At 41.7% G+C, this 22,315-nt stretch carries 18 protein-coding genes; 13 read left to right on the plus strand and 5 right to left on the minus strand.

Going from position 1 to position 22,315, the window contains the following annotated elements; all coding sequences use genetic code 11:
- Positions 1 to 219 precede the first annotated feature (219 nt).
- Together GSQ19_RS13585 and GSQ19_RS13590 are read left to right on the plus strand one after the other, a co-directional pair.
- Positions 220 to 1,155 (plus strand): DUF2382 domain-containing protein, encoded by a 936-nt coding sequence (locus GSQ19_RS13585; RefSeq protein ID WP_011318470.1) that lies wholly within the window; start codon positions 220 to 222, stop codon positions 1,153 to 1,155.
- Between the two features lie 138 nt (positions 1,156 to 1,293).
- A complete protein-coding gene (locus GSQ19_RS13590) occupies positions 1,294 to 1,839 on the plus strand; it encodes a DUF2382 domain-containing protein (protein WP_011318471.1) in 546 nt (181 codons plus the stop codon).
- 214 nt (positions 1,840 to 2,053) lie between these two features.
- On the opposite strand, the gene GSQ19_RS13595 is transcribed toward GSQ19_RS13590, so the two are convergent.
- The 4 genes from GSQ19_RS13595 to GSQ19_RS13610 all read right to left on the minus strand — a co-directional run bounded on the left by GSQ19_RS13595 (position 2,054) and on the right by GSQ19_RS13610 (position 5,641).
- Positions 2,054 to 3,061 (minus strand): glutathione S-transferase family protein, encoded by a 1,008-nt coding sequence (locus GSQ19_RS13595; protein WP_011318472.1) that lies wholly within the window; start codon positions 3,059 to 3,061, stop codon positions 2,054 to 2,056.
- Between the two features lie 11 nt (positions 3,062 to 3,072).
- Positions 3,073 to 3,753: a hypothetical protein gene (locus GSQ19_RS13600; protein ID WP_011318473.1), complete on the minus strand. Its 681-nt coding sequence runs from the start codon at positions 3,751 to 3,753 to the stop codon at positions 3,073 to 3,075.
- A gap of 14 nt (positions 3,754 to 3,767) precedes the next feature.
- A complete protein-coding gene (gene hrcA, locus GSQ19_RS13605) occupies positions 3,768 to 4,865 on the minus strand; it encodes a heat-inducible transcriptional repressor HrcA (RefSeq protein WP_011318474.1) in 1,098 nt (365 codons plus the stop codon).
- A 416-nt stretch (positions 4,866 to 5,281) separates the two neighbouring features.
- Complete coding sequence (locus GSQ19_RS13610) at positions 5,282 to 5,641, minus strand: rhodanese-like domain-containing protein (RefSeq protein ID WP_011318475.1); 360 nt, start codon at positions 5,639 to 5,641, stop codon at positions 5,282 to 5,284.
- Between the two features lie 210 nt (positions 5,642 to 5,851).
- On the opposite strand from GSQ19_RS13610, the gene GSQ19_RS13615 reads away from it, so the two are divergent.
- From GSQ19_RS13615 to cysE, 5 genes are all read left to right on the plus strand, one after another.
- Positions 5,852 to 7,507, plus strand: coding sequence for a DUF3352 domain-containing protein (locus tag GSQ19_RS13615; protein WP_011318476.1), 1,656 nt, complete (start codon positions 5,852 to 5,854; stop codon positions 7,505 to 7,507).
- 315 nt (positions 7,508 to 7,822) lie between these two features.
- Entirely contained in the window at positions 7,823 to 8,416 is a 594-nt protein-coding gene (locus tag GSQ19_RS13620) for a Uma2 family endonuclease (RefSeq protein ID WP_011318477.1), read from the plus strand.
- A gap of 33 nt (positions 8,417 to 8,449) precedes the next feature.
- Positions 8,450 to 9,493 carry a WG repeat-containing protein gene (locus GSQ19_RS13625; RefSeq protein WP_011318478.1) on the plus strand — a complete coding sequence of 348 codons (1,044 nt, stop codon included), beginning with the start codon at positions 8,450 to 8,452 and terminating at the stop codon, positions 9,491 to 9,493.
- Positions 9,494 to 9,863: 370 nt separating this feature from the next.
- Entirely contained in the window at positions 9,864 to 10,352 is a 489-nt protein-coding gene (locus GSQ19_RS13630; protein ID WP_011318480.1) for a hypothetical protein, read from the plus strand.
- A gap of 117 nt (positions 10,353 to 10,469) precedes the next feature.
- Positions 10,470 to 11,231: a serine O-acetyltransferase gene (gene cysE, locus GSQ19_RS13635; protein WP_011318481.1), complete on the plus strand. Its 762-nt coding sequence runs from the start codon at positions 10,470 to 10,472 to the stop codon at positions 11,229 to 11,231.
- 242 nt (positions 11,232 to 11,473) lie between these two features.
- On the opposite strand, the gene GSQ19_RS13640 is transcribed toward cysE, so the two are convergent.
- Positions 11,474 to 12,058, minus strand: a complete 585-nt coding sequence (locus tag GSQ19_RS13640) for an Npun_F5749 family FMN-dependent PPOX-type flavoprotein (RefSeq protein ID WP_011318482.1) — start codon at positions 12,056 to 12,058, stop codon at positions 11,474 to 11,476.
- Between the two features lie 394 nt (positions 12,059 to 12,452).
- On the opposite strand from GSQ19_RS13640, the gene nrdJ reads away from it, so the two are divergent.
- The 6 genes from nrdJ (at position 12,453) to cydB (ending at position 22,142) form a co-directional block, all read left to right on the plus strand.
- Complete coding sequence (gene nrdJ / locus GSQ19_RS13645) at positions 12,453 to 14,750, plus strand: ribonucleoside-triphosphate reductase, adenosylcobalamin-dependent (RefSeq protein WP_011318483.1); 2,298 nt, start codon at positions 12,453 to 12,455, stop codon at positions 14,748 to 14,750.
- Between the two features lie 126 nt (positions 14,751 to 14,876).
- Positions 14,877 to 15,095 carry a ssl0294 family protein gene (locus GSQ19_RS13650; protein WP_011318484.1) on the plus strand — a complete coding sequence of 73 codons (219 nt, stop codon included), beginning with the start codon at positions 14,877 to 14,879 and terminating at the stop codon, positions 15,093 to 15,095.
- Positions 15,096 to 15,344: 249 nt separating this feature from the next.
- Complete coding sequence (locus GSQ19_RS13655) at positions 15,345 to 17,906, plus strand: TonB-dependent receptor domain-containing protein (RefSeq protein ID WP_011318485.1); 2,562 nt, start codon at positions 15,345 to 15,347, stop codon at positions 17,904 to 17,906.
- Positions 17,907 to 17,972: 66 nt separating this feature from the next.
- Positions 17,973 to 19,163: an MFS transporter gene (locus tag GSQ19_RS13660; RefSeq protein ID WP_011318486.1), complete on the plus strand. Its 1,191-nt coding sequence runs from the start codon at positions 17,973 to 17,975 to the stop codon at positions 19,161 to 19,163.
- A gap of 284 nt (positions 19,164 to 19,447) precedes the next feature.
- A complete protein-coding gene (locus GSQ19_RS13665) occupies positions 19,448 to 20,890 on the plus strand; it encodes a cytochrome ubiquinol oxidase subunit I (RefSeq protein WP_011318487.1) in 1,443 nt (480 codons plus the stop codon).
- Positions 20,891 to 21,128: 238 nt separating this feature from the next.
- On the plus strand, positions 21,129 to 22,142 hold the full coding sequence (cydB, locus tag GSQ19_RS13670; protein WP_011318488.1) for a cytochrome d ubiquinol oxidase subunit II: 1,014 nt from the start codon (positions 21,129 to 21,131) through the stop codon (positions 22,140 to 22,142).
- Positions 22,143 to 22,315 lie beyond the last annotated feature (173 nt).

Genomic DNA, 22,315 nt, shown 5'->3' on the forward strand with positions numbered 1-22,315 from the left:
AGTAAGTTCTACCCTGCGGGAACTCTCCGCGAACAGCCCTTATTTTGAGTACTAAATTCCTCACTACAAACTTAAAATAATATGCCAGTTGCGTACCTACCCATATTACTTTTGATTTTTATTTAAAAAATGACTTCATTCGCTAGAAAGAGGTTATTTAAACAATAAATATTTAGGTTAGTAATTAGGAGACATTTTATATATTTGAGGTGGAATCACATGGTACTTTACAAGTTAGCTGATTTTGATCCTAATTATCAAGACTCCTTTCAAGGTAACGACATTAAAGGACTTGGAGTCTACACAGAAAGAAGCGATGAAAAAATTGGTACTGTCAATGACGTTTTAGTGGATGATGAAGGACACTTCCGCTATTTAATTGTTGACTTAGGTTTTTGGATTTTTGGTAAAAAAGTATTACTGCCAGTCGGTCGTTCTCGCATCGATTATGGTGCTGGTCGTGTTTATGCAATTGGGATGACCAGAGACCAAGCTGAAAATTTACCTGAATTCAATGACCGTTTAGCTGTTGATTACGATTATGAAGAACGGGTGCGTGGAGTATATCGTAATCCCAGTTACGCTAATACAAACGTAGACAGACCCACTTCTTTGGAAGCATCCACACCTCTGGAAAGTAGAACACCTCTAGAAGCTTCTACACCTTTAGACACAAGCTATCAAACAACTACGCCAGCAACACCCACTCATACCCGCGACACTTACAATTACGAACAAGATCCGACTTTGTTCGGACTCAATGAGCAAGATCATCAAACTCTGAGACTTTATGAAGAACGGCTAATTGCCAATAAACGCCGTCAAAAAACTGGTGAAGTAGCTGTTGGTAAGCACGTAGAAACGGAAACTGCACGGGTTGCAGTACCAGTGGAAAGAGAACGCGTTGTGATTGAACGTGTTACACCAGCAGATGCTGGTGCTGCTGTTGCACCTGGTACGGCTGATTTCCGTGAAGGCGAAGTTGCTCGCGTAGAACTTCATGAAGAAACCCCCGACATTCGCAAAGAGGCTTTTGTACGTGAAGAAGTCAGAGTTCAAAAAGTTGTCGAACATGACACTGTGGAAGCTCAAGAAAAAATCCGTCGTGAAGAATTAGACGTGAATGCTCCCGGTCTTCCCATTGAAGAACGTTAGTTGTCCATCAATAGAGTTATTAGATAATGACTAATAACTCGTCTTAATGCAGTACAGGTAAGGCTTTTTATCATCAATATTGGCTTTACCTGTACTTGTAATAAACCTAGCTAGATATAAGTTTTAAAAGTAAATTATATGCCTGATGATTTAGCCGCAAAAATACCAATTCACCAACAAATAACTGATAATTCAACTGAGCAAAACAATCACCATATCATTGAGGAAGAAAAGAACATTCGCTTATTGGAAGAAAAGCTGATAGTTGATATTCATAGGCAGAAAATTGGTGAAGTCGTTGTTCGTAAGGTAATCGAAACTCAGATGGTGCAAGTTCCTGTGCGGCGCGAAAAGCTGATTGTGGAACAAATAGGCCCAGAACACAAACAACTTGCAGAGATCGATTTAAGCCAAGGAGAGATGAGCGGTATTGAATTAGCTCACAATGCTAGTCATGAATTACCAAGTTGGAATGGTGGTTTAACTGTGAGTGGCAGCTTTAGCTCTCCTAAAATTGCTAGTTTATTATTAAATGCGATCGCTCTAGAACGCAAACACGGTTGTCAACAGGTGCGAGTCTCCATTGTGGTGGAAGACGAAGAACACCAAAAAAAATACCAAGAGTGGTTTGATCGTTGTTCTCATGGTCAGTTACCAAAACACGAAAAGTCGGCTGATATCTAGTCAATTTTGAGTGCATGACGTATTACCAGACTCCTCATCCCCTTGTGGGTGAGGAATTTTAACTTACTTTACTCAAGTTGTGGCGTGGCGATCGCTCGGTTTTAATAAGTAACAGGACTTACGTAACTAGCACAATAGTAGGGTGCGTCAGATACGGAAAATCCTCTAATGTGTACGAAATTATTAGGGCTGACGCACCCTACAGTTACTCTGACTATGACACTTGCGTAAGTCCTAAGTAAGCCATATCTGGCCCAGAGGGAATAATACCTCCAGGGTTCAAAGGAAATAGATTCCCATAATAGTCCCGTTTGATGCTTTCTAAATCACAGGTGCTAGCAACGCCTTCTAGTTGATACAGTTCGCGCAGATATGCGCCTAAATTTTTATAATCTTGTATTCTGCGGCGATTACATTTAAATAAGCCGTAATAAACAATGTCAAAACGGAACAATGTTGTAAATAGACGCACATCAGCTAAAGTGACTTGACCACCACAAAGGTAGCGACTATTGGCAAGTGCAACCTCAATCTCATCCAAGGTGGTGAATAATTCATCACAGGCTTTGTCATAAGCCTCTTGGGTTTGGGCAAAACCGCAACGATATACGCCGTTATTGACATTGGCGTAAATCTTCCCGTTCCACCAGTCAATTTTTTGTTTTAGTTCTTCAGGATAAAGATTCAGCGTGGGATTCTTCGCAAACTCATTAAATTCAGAGTTCAGCATCACGATAATGTCTGCACTCTCGTTATTGACAATAGTTTTTGTTTCTTTATCCCACAATACTGGCACAGTAGAGCGTCCACTATAGCCAGGTTCCGCTAAGGCATATAATTCAGCTAAAGTCTGACAACCTTCCTCTGGAGTGTTGAACACCCAGCCACCTGAATCGGGAGAGGGAACAACAATAGATACCGAAATTGCATCCTCTAGTCCTTTCAACGCCCGAACAACTAGCGTGCGGTGCGCCCAAGGACAACCCAAACCAACATAGAGAGTGTAACGTCCTGCGGCTGGTTGGTAGGGGCTATCTCCCCCAGTTTTGACAGAATTCCTAAACTGGCTAGCAGGACGAATATATTCTCCTGATTGATTACGGGGGGCAAGTTTTGACATCATGATCTGCCAAAGGGTTGTCCACACAAACTTACCCAACCCAATAATCAATTTAGGTGGTAGCGACTTGCCTTTTTTCTGAGTCTTATTGATACTAGTCATGATTAAATCGCCTAACTTGCTACCTTTTGCGGCTGACTAGATATTACAGCTACACTTGCTTCTGGTAGTGGTGGACGCAAGCACAAATAAAGCAACGGGCCAAATAGAGGAATCAAAGCAAATAACCAAAATAACTGCGGTTTTTGCCAACCGCGCCGCGCCATATCATCCCTTAACAAGGCAGGAAATAATAACGAAAGTAGGCAAAAATCTAGGCTCATGATATGGATAAAGCGGTTAGTTTTCCATTCGTGAACAAAGTTGCTCCAATCTCCTTGCTGTAGACCATAGGCGACTAAAATACCGGCGACTATGGTGAGAATCACACCAGTCACACGAGAATCTAATAGTTTAATTAAGGTGTTCTTTGTCCCTGGAAAATGGGGATTGGGTTCTCGCAAAGTTAGATAAGGTAACAGTGCAAAAATACCTACACCAAATGAAGCGGTAGTGAATAACCAAGCTGGGATTTTTTGCCCTCTACCATCAATAAACATGATGGCGCTGTAAATCATAGGCCAGATACCCATGAGGCTGAATAAGGCGATGATTAGGGGATTTATACCTTGCCATTGACCGATAGACAAGTTTTTGATTAGCTCGAATGTATCGGGTTGATCGGGAGGAGCAAGGACAAAAGCATAAAATGTAAACCCTAACCACAGCACCCCAAAGGCAATTTTTCTGACCATGATTTTGTCTAAATTTAACTGAAGGCTTCTGAGAGGTAATCCGCCGCCGCCGCTACAACTGCGATCGCACTTTCGTAATCTAGGCGTGTCGGCCCCAAAACTCCCACACTACCCAACGGGACTCCTCCCCGGCGATAGGTAGAAGAAATTAAGGAGCAGGTGCGTATCGGTTCTAGGGGGTTTTCTGCGCCGATACGCACTGTTACCTTGGATTTGTGCGTATCTTCTAACTCTGGTTCCTCAAATATTAGTCGCCACAGTTGTTCTTGTTCTTCTTCCAATAGTTGTATAATCGTTTTCACTTGCTGAAGCTGGGAGAATTCTGGTTGACGTAACACTTCTGCCAAACCCCGTACCATAATTTGAGTTGCAGCCGGCGCAGCACTGCGGTGGGCTAGTTCTGCTACAGAATTTTTCAGAAACTCTCCATAACTTTGAAATTCCCGATCTAATTGACTCCAATCTAGGGTGCTGATTTCTAACAGACTCCGCCCCCGTAAGTGACTATTTAGGAAGTTAGAAACAATCTGCAATTCCCTGTCAATTACTTCTGGGTCGGGTTTTGTTTCGCTCCTGGCTGGGGGTAAATCCATCAGCTTCGAGTGGGTTTCATAACTATCCGTCACCAAAATCAGCATGATTCGTCCCGTTTCTATCTGCACTAATTGCAAATGTCTGACTGATGCTGTGTTGGTTTGAGGCATCGTAATCAAGCTAATACACCCACTCAAGCTAGCTAAAATTTGGGCGGCTCCTTGCAACAGTATCTCCAGACTCCAGTCTTCCCATTGCAAATGCTGTTGTAGGGCTGATTCTACCTCTTTTGCTAACACTTCTGTTCGTGTGGTGTCTCGTAGAGAGGGGGTAATTAACTGGTCAACATAAATGCGATAACCTGAGTCAGAAGGTACTCGTCCAGCAGATGTATGCGGTTGGTACAATAACCCAGATTTCTCTAGTACGCCCATTACATTGCGAATTGTGGCAGAACTAACGCCCAAGTCGTATTCTTCGACCAAAGCTTTTGAACCAACAGGCTCTGCTGTAGCTATGTAATGACGTACCGTTGCCCAAAGTATATGCTGTTGTCGATTAGTCAACTGGACTTGCATAGGGATATGTTTGACGGAAGGCAAATGCTAAGTAGATTTTGAAAAATTGTGAAATTTTAAAGCAAAAATTAATAATAGTTAATTAGCAACGCAAAATATATATTTCTATTGTAATAACTATTATTAAACTTCTGTGTTTGCCATTTTTTGGGTTGGCTGATGAAACAAAAAAATTGATGTAATATTATTTAATTTTCTCAGTATTTTTGCATATACAACCTAGAAAAATTGTATTGTAAGATACGTATTTTTATGGTTGATATATATACTGATGATGCTAGCTAAGTGTAGGTTGCACCTAACTAGATTGAGCTTCATTTCTGCAATCTCAAACTCCGAGAATTTTGTCAACAATAGCACAAATAAGCTGGAGTTTAGTATTCCAGCTTGAGATAATTTAATGAGCTAATAAGCCGCTAATACTGGGGAATTGAGGAGTCAACTAGAAGAGAGTAGGCAGCAATACCACCAGCAATATTTTTGACATTGGTGAATCCCTGAGATACTAACCACTGACACATCTGAGCAGAACGGACACCGTGGTGACATAATACAAGGGTTTCTGCTTCTGGATTAAACATAGTTGGGACTTTTTCTGACCACTGAGCATATTCACTCAGAGGTAAGTTGACAAAGCCATGAATTTGGGCGATCGCTAACTCTTGCGGTTCCCGTACATCTATTAACTGAATATTTGCATCTTCATTAGCAAGATATACAGCTAATTCATTTACACTAATTTGAGTCATTGGTTGCCCAGAAGTATTCCCAGTCATGAGGTTTTAGTAAACAATCCTATATTATTTATGTTGACAGAAAAGGGGAAGAGTGGGGAGTAGGGAGCAGGGGAAGCAGGAAGAGAAGTCGCAAGGAGGGTTTCCCTCCGGGCGAACTTCGGGGAAGCAGGGGGGAAAGAGAAAACTATTGGCAACTGACAACTGTACAGACGCGATTAATCGCGTCTCTAACAACTGACAAAATAACTAATGAACACACAACGCTCATTTTCTGGTTTTATTATTGCTGGGGCGATCGCTTTGATTGTAGCGGCGATCGCAGGCTTTTACTGGTTCTTTGCTAAAAGTCCGGTTAATATTGTCGCGTCTAATTCTCAACCTAATGCAGCCGTATTTATATCGAAGCTCGCTCCTGTAACAGTTTCATTGCTGGCGAACCCTGATAAGTTACAATCTTTCGACAGTTCAGGCGAAATATCTAAGCTCAAAACTAGCTTATTGGCTAAGAGTGGCATAGATTACAAACAAGACATTCAACCTTGGCTAAAAGATGAAATTACATTGGCTGTCACTACCCTAGATATTGACCGTGACCCGGAGAACGGTAGACAGCCAGGCTATCTGATGGCGCTAGCCACTAGCAAACCAGAGAAAAGCCAGGAATTTCTGCAATTATTGTTTTCCAAACGGGTGTTAGCCGGAGCGAACTTAGCAACGGAAGAATATCAAGGCGCAAAGGTTATCTATGACAGTTCGCTACCAGAGTCCGACTCTCTGGCTGGTGCAGTAATTGATAACTTTGTGTTATTCGCTAACAATCCTAAAGTATTGCGTGATGCTATTAATAATGTCCAGGCTCCAGACTTAAATTTACTGAGTTCTTCCCAATACCAAAAATCTATCAAACAAATACCTAAGGGTTCTTTAGCCACGGCTTTTCTCAATCTCCCTCTAGTGGCACAATGGCAAGGGTTAGATTTACCAGAACCAACCTACGATAGCGAAATCGTCGCTTTCATTTTAAATCCTCAGGGAATCTTGGCAGAAACCAGCTTCTTCACTTCATCAGAAATTGTGCCAACATCACCCCCATTATCTAAACCTGTAGGCGCATTACGATATATTCCCGCATCAGCAGGGCTGGTCATTTCTGGTTCCCACTTAGATAACTTGGGTGACGGCGATTTAGCCAAACTCTGGACACAAGCAAAAACCGCTATCTCTGGTTCCGGAACAGATATAATTTCCCGACTGGTGCAACCATTAACTGATGTGCAGAAAAGTCGGGGTATCAATTTAAGACAAGATATATTTAGCTGGGTACAGGGAGAATACGCCGTTGCACTAATCCCCCGTGCTGGACAAAGCATTCCTGACTGGGTTTTTGTGACAGAAAAGTCAGAAAATGTACCAGAAGCTATTGGGCGTTTAGATGCGATCGCCTCATCTCAAGGACTCAGTACTAATACAATTCAACTGGACAAGCAAACAGTCGTCGCCTGGACAGAATTAACCACTGCAACTCAAAAAGCTGATGGCAAAAACAAACCATCATTTACAGTAGAAGCCAAGGTAAAAGGGGTACATACAACCTTAGGCAATTATGAAATTTTCACCTCTGACCTAGCAACCATTTATGAGGTTTTTACGGACAAGGACAAATCTTTAATCAATAATCGCAACTTCCAAGATAGTATCGCTACCATTCCCCAACCAAATCAAGGTTATGTCTATCTGGACTGGTCAAAAAGTCAAAACTTAGTAGAGCAGCAAATACCCATACTTAAGCTCATAGAATTAGTAGGAAAACCATTCTTTGAGAATTTGCGATCGCTCACCTTCAGTAGTTACGGTAATGAGCCTGGAACGCTTAAAGGCAGTATTTTATTCCAAATTGATCATTGATTTAGTCAAGCGATTGCACCTAATGAAGAGTCAGCGATCGCTTGGTTACAAGGGGAGCTAGAAAAGTCCAGCCATTTACCGAGTCAGACAAAAGCTTTTATAATATTACTAATCCCAGTGGCTAAGAATATTAAATTTGTTAAATATTTGTTCCATTTACAAACAAATTGCTCAGGCTACTGACTCATTCTTGATTAAGCTTAATTTTTATACAAAAAATTCAATAATTTTAAAATTTTTACATAGATCAAAAATGGAAATTTCAGTCTTTACCTAAATAAAATTTTTGTCTAACCTATTCTACTAGCAATAACTATGACACTTCAAATCTTAAATAAAAACACCACTATTTCAGAACAGAGATTTCTCCTACCAGGTCATTATACCTGGGAAGAATTAGAGACAATAGAAACTTTAACCGCAGATGCAGCAGGTTTGCGAATAACTTATCTTGATGGGTGCATTGAATTTATGACTCTTGGTGAACAACACGAAATGATTAAAACCATTCTGGGTTTTTTACTAGAATTATACTCTTGTGAAATAGGTATCAATCTTATTCCAGTAGGTAGTGCTACGCGACGGGCAAAAGAAAAAAGTGCATCCTTTGAACCTGATGAATCTTATTACATCGGAGAAAAAAAAGAAAATCCCGACTTAGCAATTGAAGTCAATATTACCAGTGGCAGTATTGATAAACTAGAAAAATACAAGCGGTTCAATATTACTGAAGTTTGGTTTTGGGAAAACAATCAATTACTATTATATCATCTCAAAAATGAGAATTATGAGCAAATCGCTCAAAGTGAATTATTCCCGAATTTAGATATAGAATTATTGGTAAGCTGTGTTTTAATGCCTTCAATTATTGATGCAAGAAAACAATTTTTACAAGAGATGAGTCAATAAATATAATATTACTAAAATATTTGCATATCAATAATGCAGAAATATATTTGTCTTTTTCTCTATTTGACGGTGATAAATGAGCTAATTGGGATTTATCATCCAAAAGTACAAGCATTAAGTATCATTGTTGGACAAAAGCCAACCCCTAATCAATCATTAGCATCTCGGCGTGTGACAAGTCCACTTTTTCGTATTCTTAAAAATGGCAAGTATGGTTTTATTGACAAAACCGGAAAAATAGTTATTGAGCCGCAATTTGATTTAGCCTGGGGCTTTATCGACGAGCGATCGCAGATTCAAATTGATGATAAATATGGATATATTGACACTACTGGTAAACAGATTATACCTCCACAGTTTCAATTAGCTTTTGCTTTCTCCAACAGACTCGCTTTAGTATTAATTGATTATAAATATGGCTACATTAACCCTAACGGAAAATTAGTTATCCAACCTCAATTTGAGGAAGCTTTAGCTTTTAGGAACGGTCTGGCAGCAGTTAAAGTTGATGATAAGTGGGGTTATATAGACTTTAGTGGCAAATTAGTCATTCAGCCACAATATGATAAAGCTCTACACTTTAACGAAGGATTAGCAGCAATTCAAATCAAGAATAAATGGGGTTATATAAACTCTCAAGGACATATAGTTGTACAACCAAATTTTGAGGAAGCCTTACCTTTTTCCCAAGGCTTAGCAGCAGTTAAAATTGGTAGTAAATACGGTTACATTAATACATCTGCTAAGCTTGTTATCCCACCAGAATTTGATGATGTGTGGGAATTTACATTGAACTTATCAGGTGTAAAAATCGGTGAAAAATGGGGTTATATCAATCCTCATGGTGAGATAGTAATTGCTGCTGAATTTAATAGAGTCACAAAATTTGCTGAAGGATTAGCAGCCGTCAAAATTGATAATAAGTACGGCTACATTGATACTCAAGGTAGGATGGTAATCCAGCCAAAGTTTGACTTGGCTTTGAGTTTTACAAATGAACTGGCTTTGGTATATGTTGATGGCAAGCCTGGCTATATCAATAAAACAGGAGAGTTTATCTGGAATCCCAGCAATTAATCAAAATGTGAAACATACCTCTTTTTTTAATGGTTTTCACTTTTCTGAGTGAAGTTTCCCTCATCAGCATTTATCAAGCAAAGAATATACTCTAATAAAAATGGTGTGAAAACTTGTAATCTTTATGAAAGAAATATAATTGATACTAACAGTAAATACGTGATACCAATTTGCCAAAAGAATGTGACAGATACATACTCCCAAACCTCTATCCTGTTTGGCTTTCCTAATTTTGAATTTTGAATTGGTATAATTTGTGCCACATTCAAAGGTTTCACAAACTGTTTATATTTTTCCGAAACTTTTTCAATAGAATATGTATATATCAGTACCAAACTAAACTATTATTAGAGCCTGTTGGAGGGCTGCTATGAAGTATTGTCGCCCTCGACTTCAGTGGCGAGGCGGTTGCCTGTTGGCTATAGTCACTACCGTTATTACTACACCTGTCATCGCCCAGACGGCTAATTTTGCCACACTTCACCTATCACCAGGGTTTGAACCGGCAAAGGGGAAGGTTTCCGGTTATACAGGTGGCTCTTATTCATTGTCTGCTATTAGTAACCGCGATCGCTCAAGAAAACCCTGCATTGGCTTTGCTGACCCTAAGCCGGATCACATAATGGTTTTGGAAAAGGACTTTCCGCGCCTAAAATTATTTATCAATAGTGGCGGGAAAGATACTACCCTATTAATTCAAGGGCCAGACGACACCACAATTCGCTGTGGTGACGATACAGGAAAGAGTAAAGACGCTAGTATTGACGATATCAACTGGAAAACTGGAACATATCGAATTTGGATAGGTAAATTCCACTCTGGAGTCAAAACTAACTACACTTTGACTGTACAGCAATAAGTTGGGAGCAGGGGAGACAACATTTACTTTATCCCCAGTACCCAATACCCAATACCCAATCCCTATTAAAGATATTATGGGATAGTACCTTGTTATGCTTTCCGAGGGTGCTATCTCGTGCTATCTATACTGCGTGCTGACTTTCGTATCATCTTTGAACGTGACCCGGCTGCTCGTAATTTGCTGGAAGTCTTGTTTTGTTACCCTGGTTTGCAGGCCTTATTATTCCATCGGGTAGCTAACTGGCTGTATCGTCTTGGGTTACCATTTATTCCCCGCTTAATTTCTCACATAGCTCGGTTTTTGACAGGTATTGAAATTCACCCTGGTGCCACAATTGGACGAGGTGTATTTATTGACCACGGTATGGGTGTGGTTATTGGTGAAACTGCGATCGTGGGAGACTATGCTTTGATTTATCAAGGTGTCACCCTTGGGGGAACGGGTAAAGAAAGCGGTAAACGCCACCCTACCTTAGGCGAAAACGTTGTTGTTGGTGCTGGTGCTAAGGTACTGGGCAATCTTCAAATCGGAAATAACGTCCGCATTGGTGCTGGGTCTGTTGTCCTTAGGGATGTACCCGCCAATTGTACTGTTGTAGGTATTCCTGGGCGCATTGTTTATCGTTCTGGTGGAAGAGTTGACCCCCTAGAACATAACAATTTACCAGACTCGGAAGCTCAAGCAATTCGTGCTTTGGTTGACCGCATTGAATCGCTAGAACAACAAATACAAGCCTTACAAAATAATCAATCTGCTGCTAAAGTTCCGGTTTTGGTTGCTGCAAGTTCACAAGAAGCAGAGATATCCCACGATTCCCAGTGGTGCAACCTCAGAGATAAGGCAATTCAAGAGTTTCTAGATGGTGCCGGCATTTAACAATTCCAGGACTTACGCAGTGTTACTAATTTTCTGGCTTTTTTGTCAATAGTCAATAGTCAAAATCAGGGTTTTTTGGTTCAGTACGTGAGTCCTAAATTAAAAATAGCCTATGGCAAGGCTGCGCCAACAAGCTCCCGCTAATTGTCTTTTGAAACCCTTACACCCTTACACCCCTATACCCTTACACCCGGTCTCAACAGACAGTGTGCGTAATTCCTATTAGGGTTCAGCACTCCCCATTACGGGTTAATGGCTTGGATAGTCCACTCTTGGTTATGATCACGACGATAAAGGTAACGGTTTTGTGGTTCACCTCGTAATTCCAAATGGTCTATCTGGGTGGGTTCTAATACTAGTAGGCAAAAATTAGGTACTGGTTGCTGGGGATTTGGTGGCGGTGGGTTAAAGGCTGCCTGATCCTCATCTCTTGGTTGACTGGGGCGAGGCCAAGCAAACTGCAAGCGTGCAGCATCACTCAGTTCTTGCCAAGTGCCAATCCGGGCTGGTTGGAGATGAGGATGAGATTCATCACTTGTCACTAAAGTTAATTGTCCTGTGATGCGAAACTGCTCTCTGGTATTGGGAAAATACCAACAAGCTTCTGCCCAAGGTTGTTGCTGAATTTGGTCGATTTTCTCACTACGAGCATCGGTAATAAATTTTAATTGGTTGGTATCTGCCAAAAAACCGCGAAATACAATAGTCCGATTAGCCGGATGACCGTTTGCTTTGACTGTGGCTAATTGTAAGTAGCGGGAGTAAACCAAGCTGCGGTTACGATGGAGGGCATGGGCGATCGCGCTTCGCCAAGGAGCTAGAGACATATTAAATAATTGGTAATTCGTAATTTATATTACTCTTTTCCTTTGTTAATTAAGTTTGATGGCAATCAGCTAATGTCAGATTTACCGTAAGGTGTGTGATTTTGCCTTATTTTAGATTGATATATATTGCTTATTACTAAAATTTGTTATTTGAATGGAAGTAGAGATTAAGTTAAATTTTCCCTATCGCCTATCATTTTCACTCTTTATTACTGTTGATAATTACAACTCAGTATATAAACTTTCTGGGTAGGAAAAGTTATTATACACCATAAACTTATGTGGCAATTTGTACAGCACTGGCCTAGCGTAAAGTGGCAAATTTTTCAATCTTTTATCCTCAATCTACTTGGCGTATAGTCGTAATCTGTTAACAAGCAACAAGACTTGATTTATGGTTCGTGAGCTTGAGAGAAAACGTCAGAGTGCAAGGTTTCCTGAATCTGCCCCAGCTGCCAATCCGGTATTTTTTAGAACCTATAGCCGCCGTACAGAAGCGGGGTTAAGGGAAACGTGGGATGAGGTATGCGATCGCACTCTCAAAGATTTAATCGAATTAGGTAAGCTGAGTCCAGAAGAAGTAGCAATTTTAGACAAGACACAGCGTAATTTAACGGCTTTACCCAGTGGACGCTGGTTGTGGGTGGGCGGTACAGATTGGATCAATAAATCCAAAAACTTCTCCGGTGCGTATAACTGCACATCCACCAACCTCCAAGACTGGAAAGCCTTCGGGTTGATGATGAACCTAGCGATGATGGGCTGTGGCACGGGAGCTGTCATCGAACCGGAATATATTAATCAACTGCCACCCATTCGTAATCGCCTGAATATCATTGTTAAAGGGGAAATTGGTACTACTCCTAAACATTTACGTCGTGAATATACACAAACCCATATAGAAGGCAATAGCGCTACTATCTACGTTGGAGATAGTCGGGAGGGTTGGGTTGAATCCTATCAAGCCCTTTTGGAACTATCCACAGATGAAAGATTTACTGATGAAGTACAAGTATTCGTTGATGTTAGCGACGTGCGCCAATCCGGGGAAACCCTCAACGGCTTTGGTGGTGTTGCCAATCCTGTAAAATTACCTGGACTTTATCAGCGTTGTGCCGCCATTCTCAACAAAGCCTTAGGCAGAAAATTAAATTCTGTAGAGTGCTGTCTGTTGATTGACGAAGGCGCTGTAACAATTGTTGCAGGCAACATCAGAAGAAGCGCAGGCATGAGACAGTTCATATCCGATGACCAATTAGGGGCAACTGCCAAAGATAACTTATGGCAGCAAGATGAAAACGGCAGATGGCGCATTGATCCTGAGCGTGATTCTTTGCGGATGGCGAACCACACCAGAGTCTTTCACCGCAAGCCCACATTAGAAGAGTGCGTTGATGCTGTACGTAAACAATACTACAGTGGTGAAGGGGCGATTCAATGGGCTGGTGAAGCTGTAGCTAGAGCCAATATTGATTTGCTACCGACACAAGCTTTGAAAGTAGAGTTCCTCAAGGCTTACGAACAGGGAACTGCTAAACAATGGTTGCAAAAACGACACCCTCATTTTGATGAAAAAGAACTAGAACACCGTTTGGCTCGTTATGGTTTAAATCCGTGCGGAGAAATAATAGGTAGTAATTTTCACTGTAATTTGTCGGAAATACACTTAAATCAAATTGACCCATTTAATTACAAAGAACAAGAGGAGGCCTTCACTGCTGGGGCTTTATCTGTAGCAACACTGTTAAATCATCAATTCCCAGAACCGCGCTATCAATATAGTCGGGAACTAGACCCCATTGTCGGTGTTTCTTTCACTGGTTTATTTGATTTCTTTGTCCATGCTTTTGGTGCAGAGTGGCTGCAATGGTGGGAGGAAGGAAGACCAGCAACGCCCCAAGGATTGGCATTTAAACACCAGGAAGAGAAATATCTTAGTTCTTGGCGCGAGATTGTGCAGCGTGTTGTCTGGGATTATTGCGATCGCCACAACATTAAGCGTCCAAATCGCTGTACCACCGTCCAACCTAGTGGTACAAAGTCTTTATTAACTGGTGCAAGTCCCGGTTGGCATCCACCTAAAGCCCAAAGATTTATTCGTCGGATTACATTCCGCAAAAATGATCCAGTGGCTTTGGCTTGTATTGACTACGGTTACAACGTTATACCTTCCCAGTCAGACAAGGATGAACAGGGTAATTTGCTGAACGATCCGTTAGATCCACGGGTAAGCGAATGGTTAGTAGAAATCCCCGTAGCTGTATCTTGGGCGGATATACCAGGGGCTGATACCATCGACATCAGCAAATTTAATGCGATCGCCCAAATGGATTTCTATATGCAGGTGCAGAAATTCTACGTCACCCACAACACATCTGCAACCATCGAGGTGCGAGAACACGAAGTTGAAACCTTAGGCACGCAAATCTGGCAAGCCATTCAAAATGATGAAGGCTACATTAGTGCAGCACTCCTCGCCAGATTCGATGACCACCAAACCTTCCCCCGTCTCCCATTTGAGCCAATCTCAAAAGAACAGTATGAGCAGATGGTGGCAGAGGTGATACAACGGCGCAAAACAGATGATTTTTACGCCGTCTTAAGTCGCTACGATTTCGGCGATTTGATGGAAGTCGGCCCAGCAGGTTGTGACTCTGATAAGTGCATGATGCCTGAACAAAGTCCGAATTAATTCCAGAGTCAATAGTCAATAGTCAACAGTAATGACTATTGACTTCTCTGAAAACCTACCTGGAATTTACACGTTAAGATTAATGAAGATTTGATATTTTTACACCAACTATCAGGAGAAATTTAAATGTTCATTGATGAACTGTCACCAATATTCAAACAATTAGTCCAACATCCAGCCTCATTTTTGGGTGGATTTGCCTCTGGGGTGTTGAGACTCAACTTAGCTGATGATCCTGTTAAAAGCTGGCTGGATAAGCAAAGAGGCGTTAACAGTTACTCTTTTCCCGTAACTGAAGCCCATAATGGCAAAGCCAGTGGCCCTCAGTCAATATCGATTGATTAGGGACTGGGGACTGGGGAGAATAAATATAGCGAATACACACACACAACTCCCCACGCCCCGTTCTTATTAGAAATTCCTCTGATCCCCAGATATACGGAAACTAATGTATTCATAGTCTCAGATAGAAATATTGATAGTCTTTGACAGATTGTCTTTTGACAAGCCTACTCCATGAAGTAAACAATCTTACTGAAAGTCTGGAGGCGGAACACTTAAGAGTTGCGTTCTCAGTCTTGCGGTGTGGTTTTTGTGGAGTGTGGGGCAGCCTTGAAACTAAATCAGTATATCTATCTAGGTATAGCAAGTACGATTTGCTTGCTGATAACCCAGAAAGCAAATGCACAAGAGAAGCCGATAAACACAAAGGATATTGGATTAATTACAAATATTCCTCAACTCAGTGATATTCAGCGTCCAGCAACGAGTGTTAAAGATTGGCTAGCACAGTCAGCACCAACCCCTCCACAAATCAAGATTACTGGTGTGCGAATCAATCGTACAGACGATAATTTCGAGCTAATTCTCGAAACTCCAGATGGAGAAATATCTGCACCAGAAACTCTTCAAGAAGGCAATATATTTATTGCAGATATCCCCAATGCAATACTAGCTTTACCAGAAGGAAAGGTATTTCGGGAAGACACACCAGTTGATGGTATTTCTTATGTGACGGTAACACAGGAGGAATCTAACAACACGGTGCGTGTAACGATCTCATCCCCAGGAAATCTACCACCAATCCAGGTGGTGAATCAATCCAATAATTTAACGATCGCCCTTACTCCTACTCCTACTTCCCCAGACATTGAATTGATAGTAACCGCCCAAAAACGCCCCGAAGACGCGCAAGATGTCCCCCTTAGCTTGACGGTAATTCCTCAACAAGAAATCGAAGACGCTCAAATTCGTTCTTTCCAAGATATCGCCAACAACACACCCAACTTTAGTTTTCTCCCCACCACTGCGGGGAGTGCTGATTTTAGTTACTACAGTGTGCGGGGGTTAAATAACTTTAACTTTTTAGCCAATCAAGACACCGTTGGCTTTTACATTGATGATGTTCCCTTCGATTATGGCGGCTTTTTAGATGTTGGTTTGATTGATTTAGAACGGGTAGAAGTTTTGCGAGGCCCCCAAAGCACCCTCTATGGTAGAAGTAGTCCGGCTGGGGTGGTGAATGTAATTTCTCGCCCACCAAGTAATCAGCCAGAGATGCGAATTAGCGCCCTTTACGGTAGCTACAACAACCGGGAATTGCAATTATCCCTCAGTGATGCCATTATTCCCGATAAACTGGCATTTCGACTAGCAGGCGCATACAACGCACGAGATGGCGTATTTGACAATATCTTTCTGAATAAGCCAATCGGAGAGCGATCGCAACTCACAGGACGCGCTCAAATTCTCTGGACACCCACACCAGAGTGGAATATATCGTTTAACGCCTATGCCAGTGACAACGATAATGGCAATCCTACCTTTTCTCGACAAAACGCACAAAACCCTTTTCAAGTTTCCCAAGAAGTTGATGGTTTCAATCGCCTCAGCACTAATACCCAGGCGCTAAAAATTAGCTACAACGGCAATGGATTTCGGGCTACGTCTATTACCAGCAGGCGATTTAGCAATCAAAATACCTTGGTGGGTGACAATTTCCCCGGTGATTTGCTACAGCAAATTATTGGTATCAATTCGACCCTGTGGTCACAGGAATTTCGCCTCCAATCCCCTGAAAGTGCCGACCGTTTGCGGTGGTTGCTTGGTGGATATTACGAGTCACGGAATTTTAATGTTCTAGATGACACCTTTAAATATACTGATGCTGGTGCAGTAGCCTTTGGCGTACCAGCCCCAGGAAGCGATCGCGTTTCCGCAGAACAAAATCGTCAAACCTACGCCATATTTGGACAAATTGACTACAAACCAATTGCACCACTAACTTTGTTTGCAGGTTGGCGCTATGAAACTGCTGACGCTGAACTCGACCGTCGCCGTGTTTTTGTCAATCCTGATGGTACAGTCAATCCACCCACCGCAGAAGTACGCAATGCTACCCTTAATAGTGACGCATTTATCCCCCGCTTTGGCTTACAGTATCGCTTCAATCCCAATTTAATGGCTTACGCCACAATAGCTAAAGGCTACAGACCAAGTGGATTTAACTACCGTGCAGATACAGAAGATACACGCCGATTTCAAGAAGAAACCACCTGGACTTACGAAGTAGGCTTAAAATCTTCTTGGTTAGATGACCGACTGAGTGCAAATCTATCTATTTTTCAAAGCGATGTTGATAACTACCAAGTGCTGCTGACCGATGATTTTGGCTTTTTTAGAAACGTTACCAATGCAAATGTCAAAGTCACAGGTTTAGAATTTGAACTCAAAGCCAAGCCTTTACAAGGACTAGATTTAATTGCTGGTATTGGCTACGTGGACAGCAAATTTAAAAACTATAGAAATCCTTTCACAAATGGAGACTTTAGCAATAACCGCGTTCCTTTCGCACCGGAATTAACCTACAATTTAGCCGTTCAATATCGTAGTCCCGGTGGTATTTTTGCCCGTGCAGAATTGCGCGGTTATGGAATAACTTACTTTGATGATGCTAACCAAGTGAAGCAAGACCCCTATGCACTAGTAAATGCCCGGATTGGTTATGAGGGCGAAAAATATGGCATTTATCTATATGCAAATAACTTGTTTGATACTCGTTATATTACCTCTGGTTTCCTATTCCCACCACCTAATGTAACTGCGGGATTTGGCGACCCGGTAACTTATGGTGTGCGAGTAAGTGCGAGTTTTTAATCTTGATTTTGGAGGCGACAGTAAACATTATTTCTGTCGCCATTTTGCCCTTTTCTAAGTGCTAATATGTTTCCTAAACTGATTTTACTCGCCACACTTTATATCTGTCAGTTTATCCCGACGACATTCTTTATTCAAGCATTACCCGTTTTCATGCGACAACAAAAAATGTCGCTGGATTTGATTGGATTTCTAGGTTTATTAATTCTACCATCAGGATTAAAATTTCTTTGGTCTCCATTCATTGACCGCTACCGTTTAGGCAAACTAGGGCATTATCGCGGTTGGATTATTTGCTTTCAGTTATTGTTGATTTCAACCATGTTAGTAACGGCTTTTCTGGACATTCAAGATAATTTAAACGCATTACTAACTTGTATGTTTCTAGCATCTTTATTTTCAGCAAGTCAAGATATTGCTACTGATGCGTTGGCAGTCAATTTACTCGAACCTCAAGAACGTGGATTAGGGAATGCAATTCAATCTGGAGGGAATATTTTCGGCGCAATTCTTGGTGGTGGGGTAATGCTCATTCTCCTAGATAAAATTGGCTGGCGATATAGTTTAATTACTATGTCGATATTTATGCTGGTAAACTTAGTTCCCATATTAATTTATAGAGAAAAAAGTCAGCATCAACTAGAAAATTCAACCTTTTTTAGGTCATACTTTCAACCATTTGCTAGCTTTTTATCACGTCCAAAAGCATTACCTTGGCTTTTTATTGTCCTGCTATATATGATGGGTGATAGTGTAACTAGTCTGATGATTCGCCCACTTTTGGTAGATAGGGGTTTGTCTTTACCAGATATTGGTTGGATTTTAGGAATAGTGAGCTATAGCGCCCGTATTTTTAGTGCCTTGATTGCCGGCTTAGTAATTGTCAAATTAGGGAGGGCAAAATCTCTAATTATATTTGGACTAATAGCAGCCCTGACAACACTTCTATATGTTATTCCTGCCATTGGTATGAGTAGTTTAATTGTACTTTATACAGTTTGTATTGTAGTTAATTCAACCCAAAGTATGGCATATACTGCGTTACTCAGTGCCATGATGGATAGATGTGAAAAAAATACAGCCGCTACTGATTACACAATTCAAGTTTCTGTAATGTTTTTAGGTGGAATTGCTGCCACAGTCTTGAGCGGAATGTTGGCAAGTACAATGGGTTACAGTTTTATATTTATAATTAGTACAGTAGTAAGTTTGTTAAGTGTATTTTTGATTACGAATAAATATGGAGTTACTTCTTGAAGCTGTCTAACTTATACCGTTTCTTAATGAAGATGTGCTTGATTCTGAACTGTAGAGACGTTGCATGAAACGTCTCTACATCATTGATTGGGTGCAACTTCATAGAGAATTGATATTGCTCTTACAATAATTCAAATACTCCCCTAATCCTTGTTAATACAGTAAATTAGCGATCGCTCTTTGAGAAAAACTTTCTGGTTGACTGAGAAATGTTCTGTTACCATGCGACTGCGAACCCAAGATGCTACGCAGGTCAAGATTTAAACGAATTCAGAGGTTAGTTCATGAACTTTCTATCGGACACCGTTGCTTTATCGCGGATGCAGTTTGCATTGACGGCGATTTTTCATATGCTATGGCCTGTTCTCACCACTGGGATGGGGATTTATCTGGTTATTGTTGAAGGAATGTGGTTAAAAACACGCCATCCTGATTACTACCACCATGCCCGTTTCTGGGCCAAGCTGTATGTGTTGAATTTCGGGATTGGTGTAGCATCTGGCTTACCAATGGAGTTTCAATTTGGTACGAACTGGGCCCCATTTTCCGAAGCGGTAGGCGACTTTTTTGGCAGTATTTTAGGCTTTGAGGCTTCGATGGCATTTATGCTAGAAGCCGGATTTCTGGGTATTATGCTGTTTGGCTGGGAACGGGTAAACCCAGTGATTCACTATTTTGCCACGATTATGGTTGCTTTTGGTGCAAACCTATCTACCTTCTGGATTTTAGCGGCAAACTCTTGGTTGCAGACCCCAGCCGGTGGGGAAATAGTAAATGGGAAGTTTGTTGTTGATGATTACTTTCAGGCAATTTTAAATCCCTTCATGGTCAACAGTGTCTCTCATATGTTTTTGGGAACACTGGAAACTTCTCTGTTTGTGATTGGGGGAATTAGCGCCTGGTATATTCTCAACAACCGTCATCAAGCTTTCTTTGCGCGATCGCTCAAAATTGTCTTAGCAACAGCGATCGCTGTCACCCCATTACAAATCTATGTCGGACACCTCAGCGCTGAACAGGTAGCTGACTATCAGCCTACAAAACTCGCAGCGATGGAAGCTAAGTGGGAAACCTCTCCAGCCGGACAGCCTGCGCCCTGGAGTGTAGTTGCATTACCCAATAATCAGACTGAGCAAAATGACTGGGAAATCTCAATTCCCAACGGCTTAGGCTACATTTTGGAATTCAAAAAAAATCTGTCTAAACCCGTTCTGGGACTGAAAGAGTGGAAACCTGAAGATCGCCCCCGGATGGTGGGGTTGATTTATTACTCCTTCCGCATCATGAGTGGTATCGGCTTTTTCTTGGCTGGCTTGATGGGTATCAGTGTGATTCAATGGTTGCGGGGTAAACTTTCACCAGAAGCGATCGCCGGGCAAAAATGGCTACTGCGAATCTGGATTTTAGCAGCTCCATTGGGCTATATTGCTGTAGAGTCAGGCTGGATTGTGCGCTGTGTCGGACGGCAGCCCTGGGTAGTTTATGGGAAAATTCGCACAGCAGATGGCGTTTCCCACCTACCGGCGACTGAGGTTTTAACATCCTTGCTCATTTTTGCCGGAATTTATACAGCCCTGTTTATTTGTGCTTTATTCTTTGGTAGTCGGATTATTCGTCAAGGCCCCAATTTGGAGCTTCCGGTTCCAGGTATTGACACCAAACCAGGCGTAGAAACTACTCCGGCTGAATTTGTTCCCGATCAACGTCCTGTGGAAGCACAGCAGTGAAAAAGCAGAGGTGCAGAGGTGCAGGGGAGAGAAACCACACTACACCAAGCGCCTCTTTACCTAGTTGATAGTGGGTGCAGAGGTGCAGGGGAGCAGAGGAGAGAAACCACCCACACTTCGTCAAGCGGTAGTTGAGCGCAGTCGAAACGAGCGTGCGGACGCTGCGCCATCGCCAGGGACAAGGCTTTGAACCTGATCTTTTTCGTAAATCAAATAGGTAAAACAATTCAGTAATTATATGGAGAATTTAGAACACTTTTTAGCCCAGGTATGGTTTGTCATCTTGGCTCTGTTTTTGTTTCTCTACGTCATGTTAGACGGGTTTGATTTAGGCGTAGGTATTCTGTCCCTAACCAGTTCCAATGAGGAGCGACGGGACATTTTAATGACGAGTTTGGGTAATATTTGGGATGCCAATGAAACCTGGTTGGTGTTGATGGGGGGTGCGCTGTTTGGGGCATTTCCCCTGGCTTATGGCACCATTTTGAATGCTCTCTACATTCCCATTTTTGGCATGATATTTGGCTTGATTTTTCGGGCTGTGGCCTTTGAATTTCGAGAGCATTCGACAAACAAAGTATTTTGGAATATAGCCTTTGGAGTTGGGAGTTTCATGGCGGCGCTGTTTCAAGGATTTGCCTTGGGGAGCATTTTAGAAGGCATTAAGGTGGATGAATCAGGTCACTTTATCGGTAGTATGTGGGATTGGCTCGATTGGCGATCGCTCTTAGTTGCCTTGACATTGATTCAAGGTTATGTATTGATTGGCTCTACCTATCTCATATTAAAAACTGAGGGAGAACTGCAAACATCCCATTACCGCACAGCAAAAATCGCTGCTTGGACAACTCTTATCGGTGCAATCTTAATCACCATCGCCACCCCTGTTGTGTATGAAAATGCCAGGGCAAAGTTATTTCACCAACCAGAAGTATATCTATTTTCACTCATTCCTGTGTTAGGTGTGCTGCTGATTGGGTTATTGATTCAAAGCCTGAACCGCAAAGCAGAAACCACTCCTTTAGTTTGGACAGTGCTGCTTTTTCTACTTACCTTTGTAGGTTTGGGATTAGTTGTTTTTCCCTATATCATCCCTCCAGGTATTACCATTTATCAAGCAGCCGCAGCACCTAGCGCGTTAGTGTTCATGATTATCTTCATTGGATTTTTGATTCCCATTATGTTGTTCTACAACATCTACAATTACATTGTGTTTCGCGGGAAAGTTATAGGTACACATTATGGAGAATAGGTAACACCAATTTAAGCCATAATTGTTGATTTTTGTCCAAATTCCCAGATCGTAGTAAATTCGGTTTTAACTATTATTGCTAATGGGTTACGAGTAGGCGATTGTCCTCCGCACAGCGTCTCCTAGAGAAGACGTACAGCAGGCGATCGCTTCATTGTACTATTTCTGGAGAA

Source organism: Trichormus variabilis 0441 (assembly GCF_009856605.1).
GTDB classification, from domain to species: domain Bacteria; phylum Cyanobacteriota; class Cyanobacteriia; order Cyanobacteriales; family Nostocaceae; genus Trichormus; species Trichormus variabilis.

Excerpts from the sequence above, each read along its gene's own strand:
- GSQ19_RS13585 (WP_011318470.1), top strand. The coding sequence starts at position 220 with ATGGTACTTTACAAGTTAGCTGATTTTGATCCTAATTATCAAGACTCC.
- GSQ19_RS13590 (WP_011318471.1), top strand. The coding sequence starts at position 1,294 with ATGCCTGATGATTTAGCCGCAAAAATACCAATTCACCAACAAATAACT.
- GSQ19_RS13595 (WP_011318472.1), bottom strand. The coding sequence starts at position 3,061 with ATGACTAGTATCAATAAGACTCAGAAAAAAGGCAAGTCGCTACCACCT.
- GSQ19_RS13600 (WP_011318473.1), bottom strand. The coding sequence starts at position 3,753 with ATGGTCAGAAAAATTGCCTTTGGGGTGCTGTGGTTAGGGTTTACATTT.
- hrcA (WP_011318474.1), bottom strand. The coding sequence starts at position 4,865 with ATGCAAGTCCAGTTGACTAATCGACAACAGCATATACTTTGGGCAACG.
- GSQ19_RS13610 (WP_011318475.1), bottom strand. The coding sequence starts at position 5,641 with ATGACTGGGAATACTTCTGGGCAACCAATGACTCAAATTAGTGTAAAT.
- GSQ19_RS13615 (WP_011318476.1), top strand. The coding sequence starts at position 5,852 with ATGAACACACAACGCTCATTTTCTGGTTTTATTATTGCTGGGGCGATC.
- GSQ19_RS13620 (WP_011318477.1), top strand. The coding sequence starts at position 7,823 with ATGACACTTCAAATCTTAAATAAAAACACCACTATTTCAGAACAGAGA.
- GSQ19_RS13625 (WP_011318478.1), top strand. The coding sequence starts at position 8,450 with ATGCAGAAATATATTTGTCTTTTTCTCTATTTGACGGTGATAAATGAG.
- GSQ19_RS13630 (WP_011318480.1), top strand. The coding sequence starts at position 9,864 with ATGAAGTATTGTCGCCCTCGACTTCAGTGGCGAGGCGGTTGCCTGTTG.
- GSQ19_RS13640 (WP_011318482.1), bottom strand. The coding sequence starts at position 12,058 with ATGTCTCTAGCTCCTTGGCGAAGCGCGATCGCCCATGCCCTCCATCGT.
- nrdJ (WP_011318483.1), top strand. The coding sequence starts at position 12,453 with ATGGTTCGTGAGCTTGAGAGAAAACGTCAGAGTGCAAGGTTTCCTGAA.
- GSQ19_RS13650 (WP_011318484.1), top strand. The coding sequence starts at position 14,877 with ATGTTCATTGATGAACTGTCACCAATATTCAAACAATTAGTCCAACAT.
- GSQ19_RS13660 (WP_011318486.1), top strand. The coding sequence starts at position 17,973 with ATGTTTCCTAAACTGATTTTACTCGCCACACTTTATATCTGTCAGTTT.
- GSQ19_RS13665 (WP_011318487.1), top strand. The coding sequence starts at position 19,448 with ATGAACTTTCTATCGGACACCGTTGCTTTATCGCGGATGCAGTTTGCA.
- cydB (WP_011318488.1), top strand. The coding sequence starts at position 21,129 with ATGGAGAATTTAGAACACTTTTTAGCCCAGGTATGGTTTGTCATCTTG.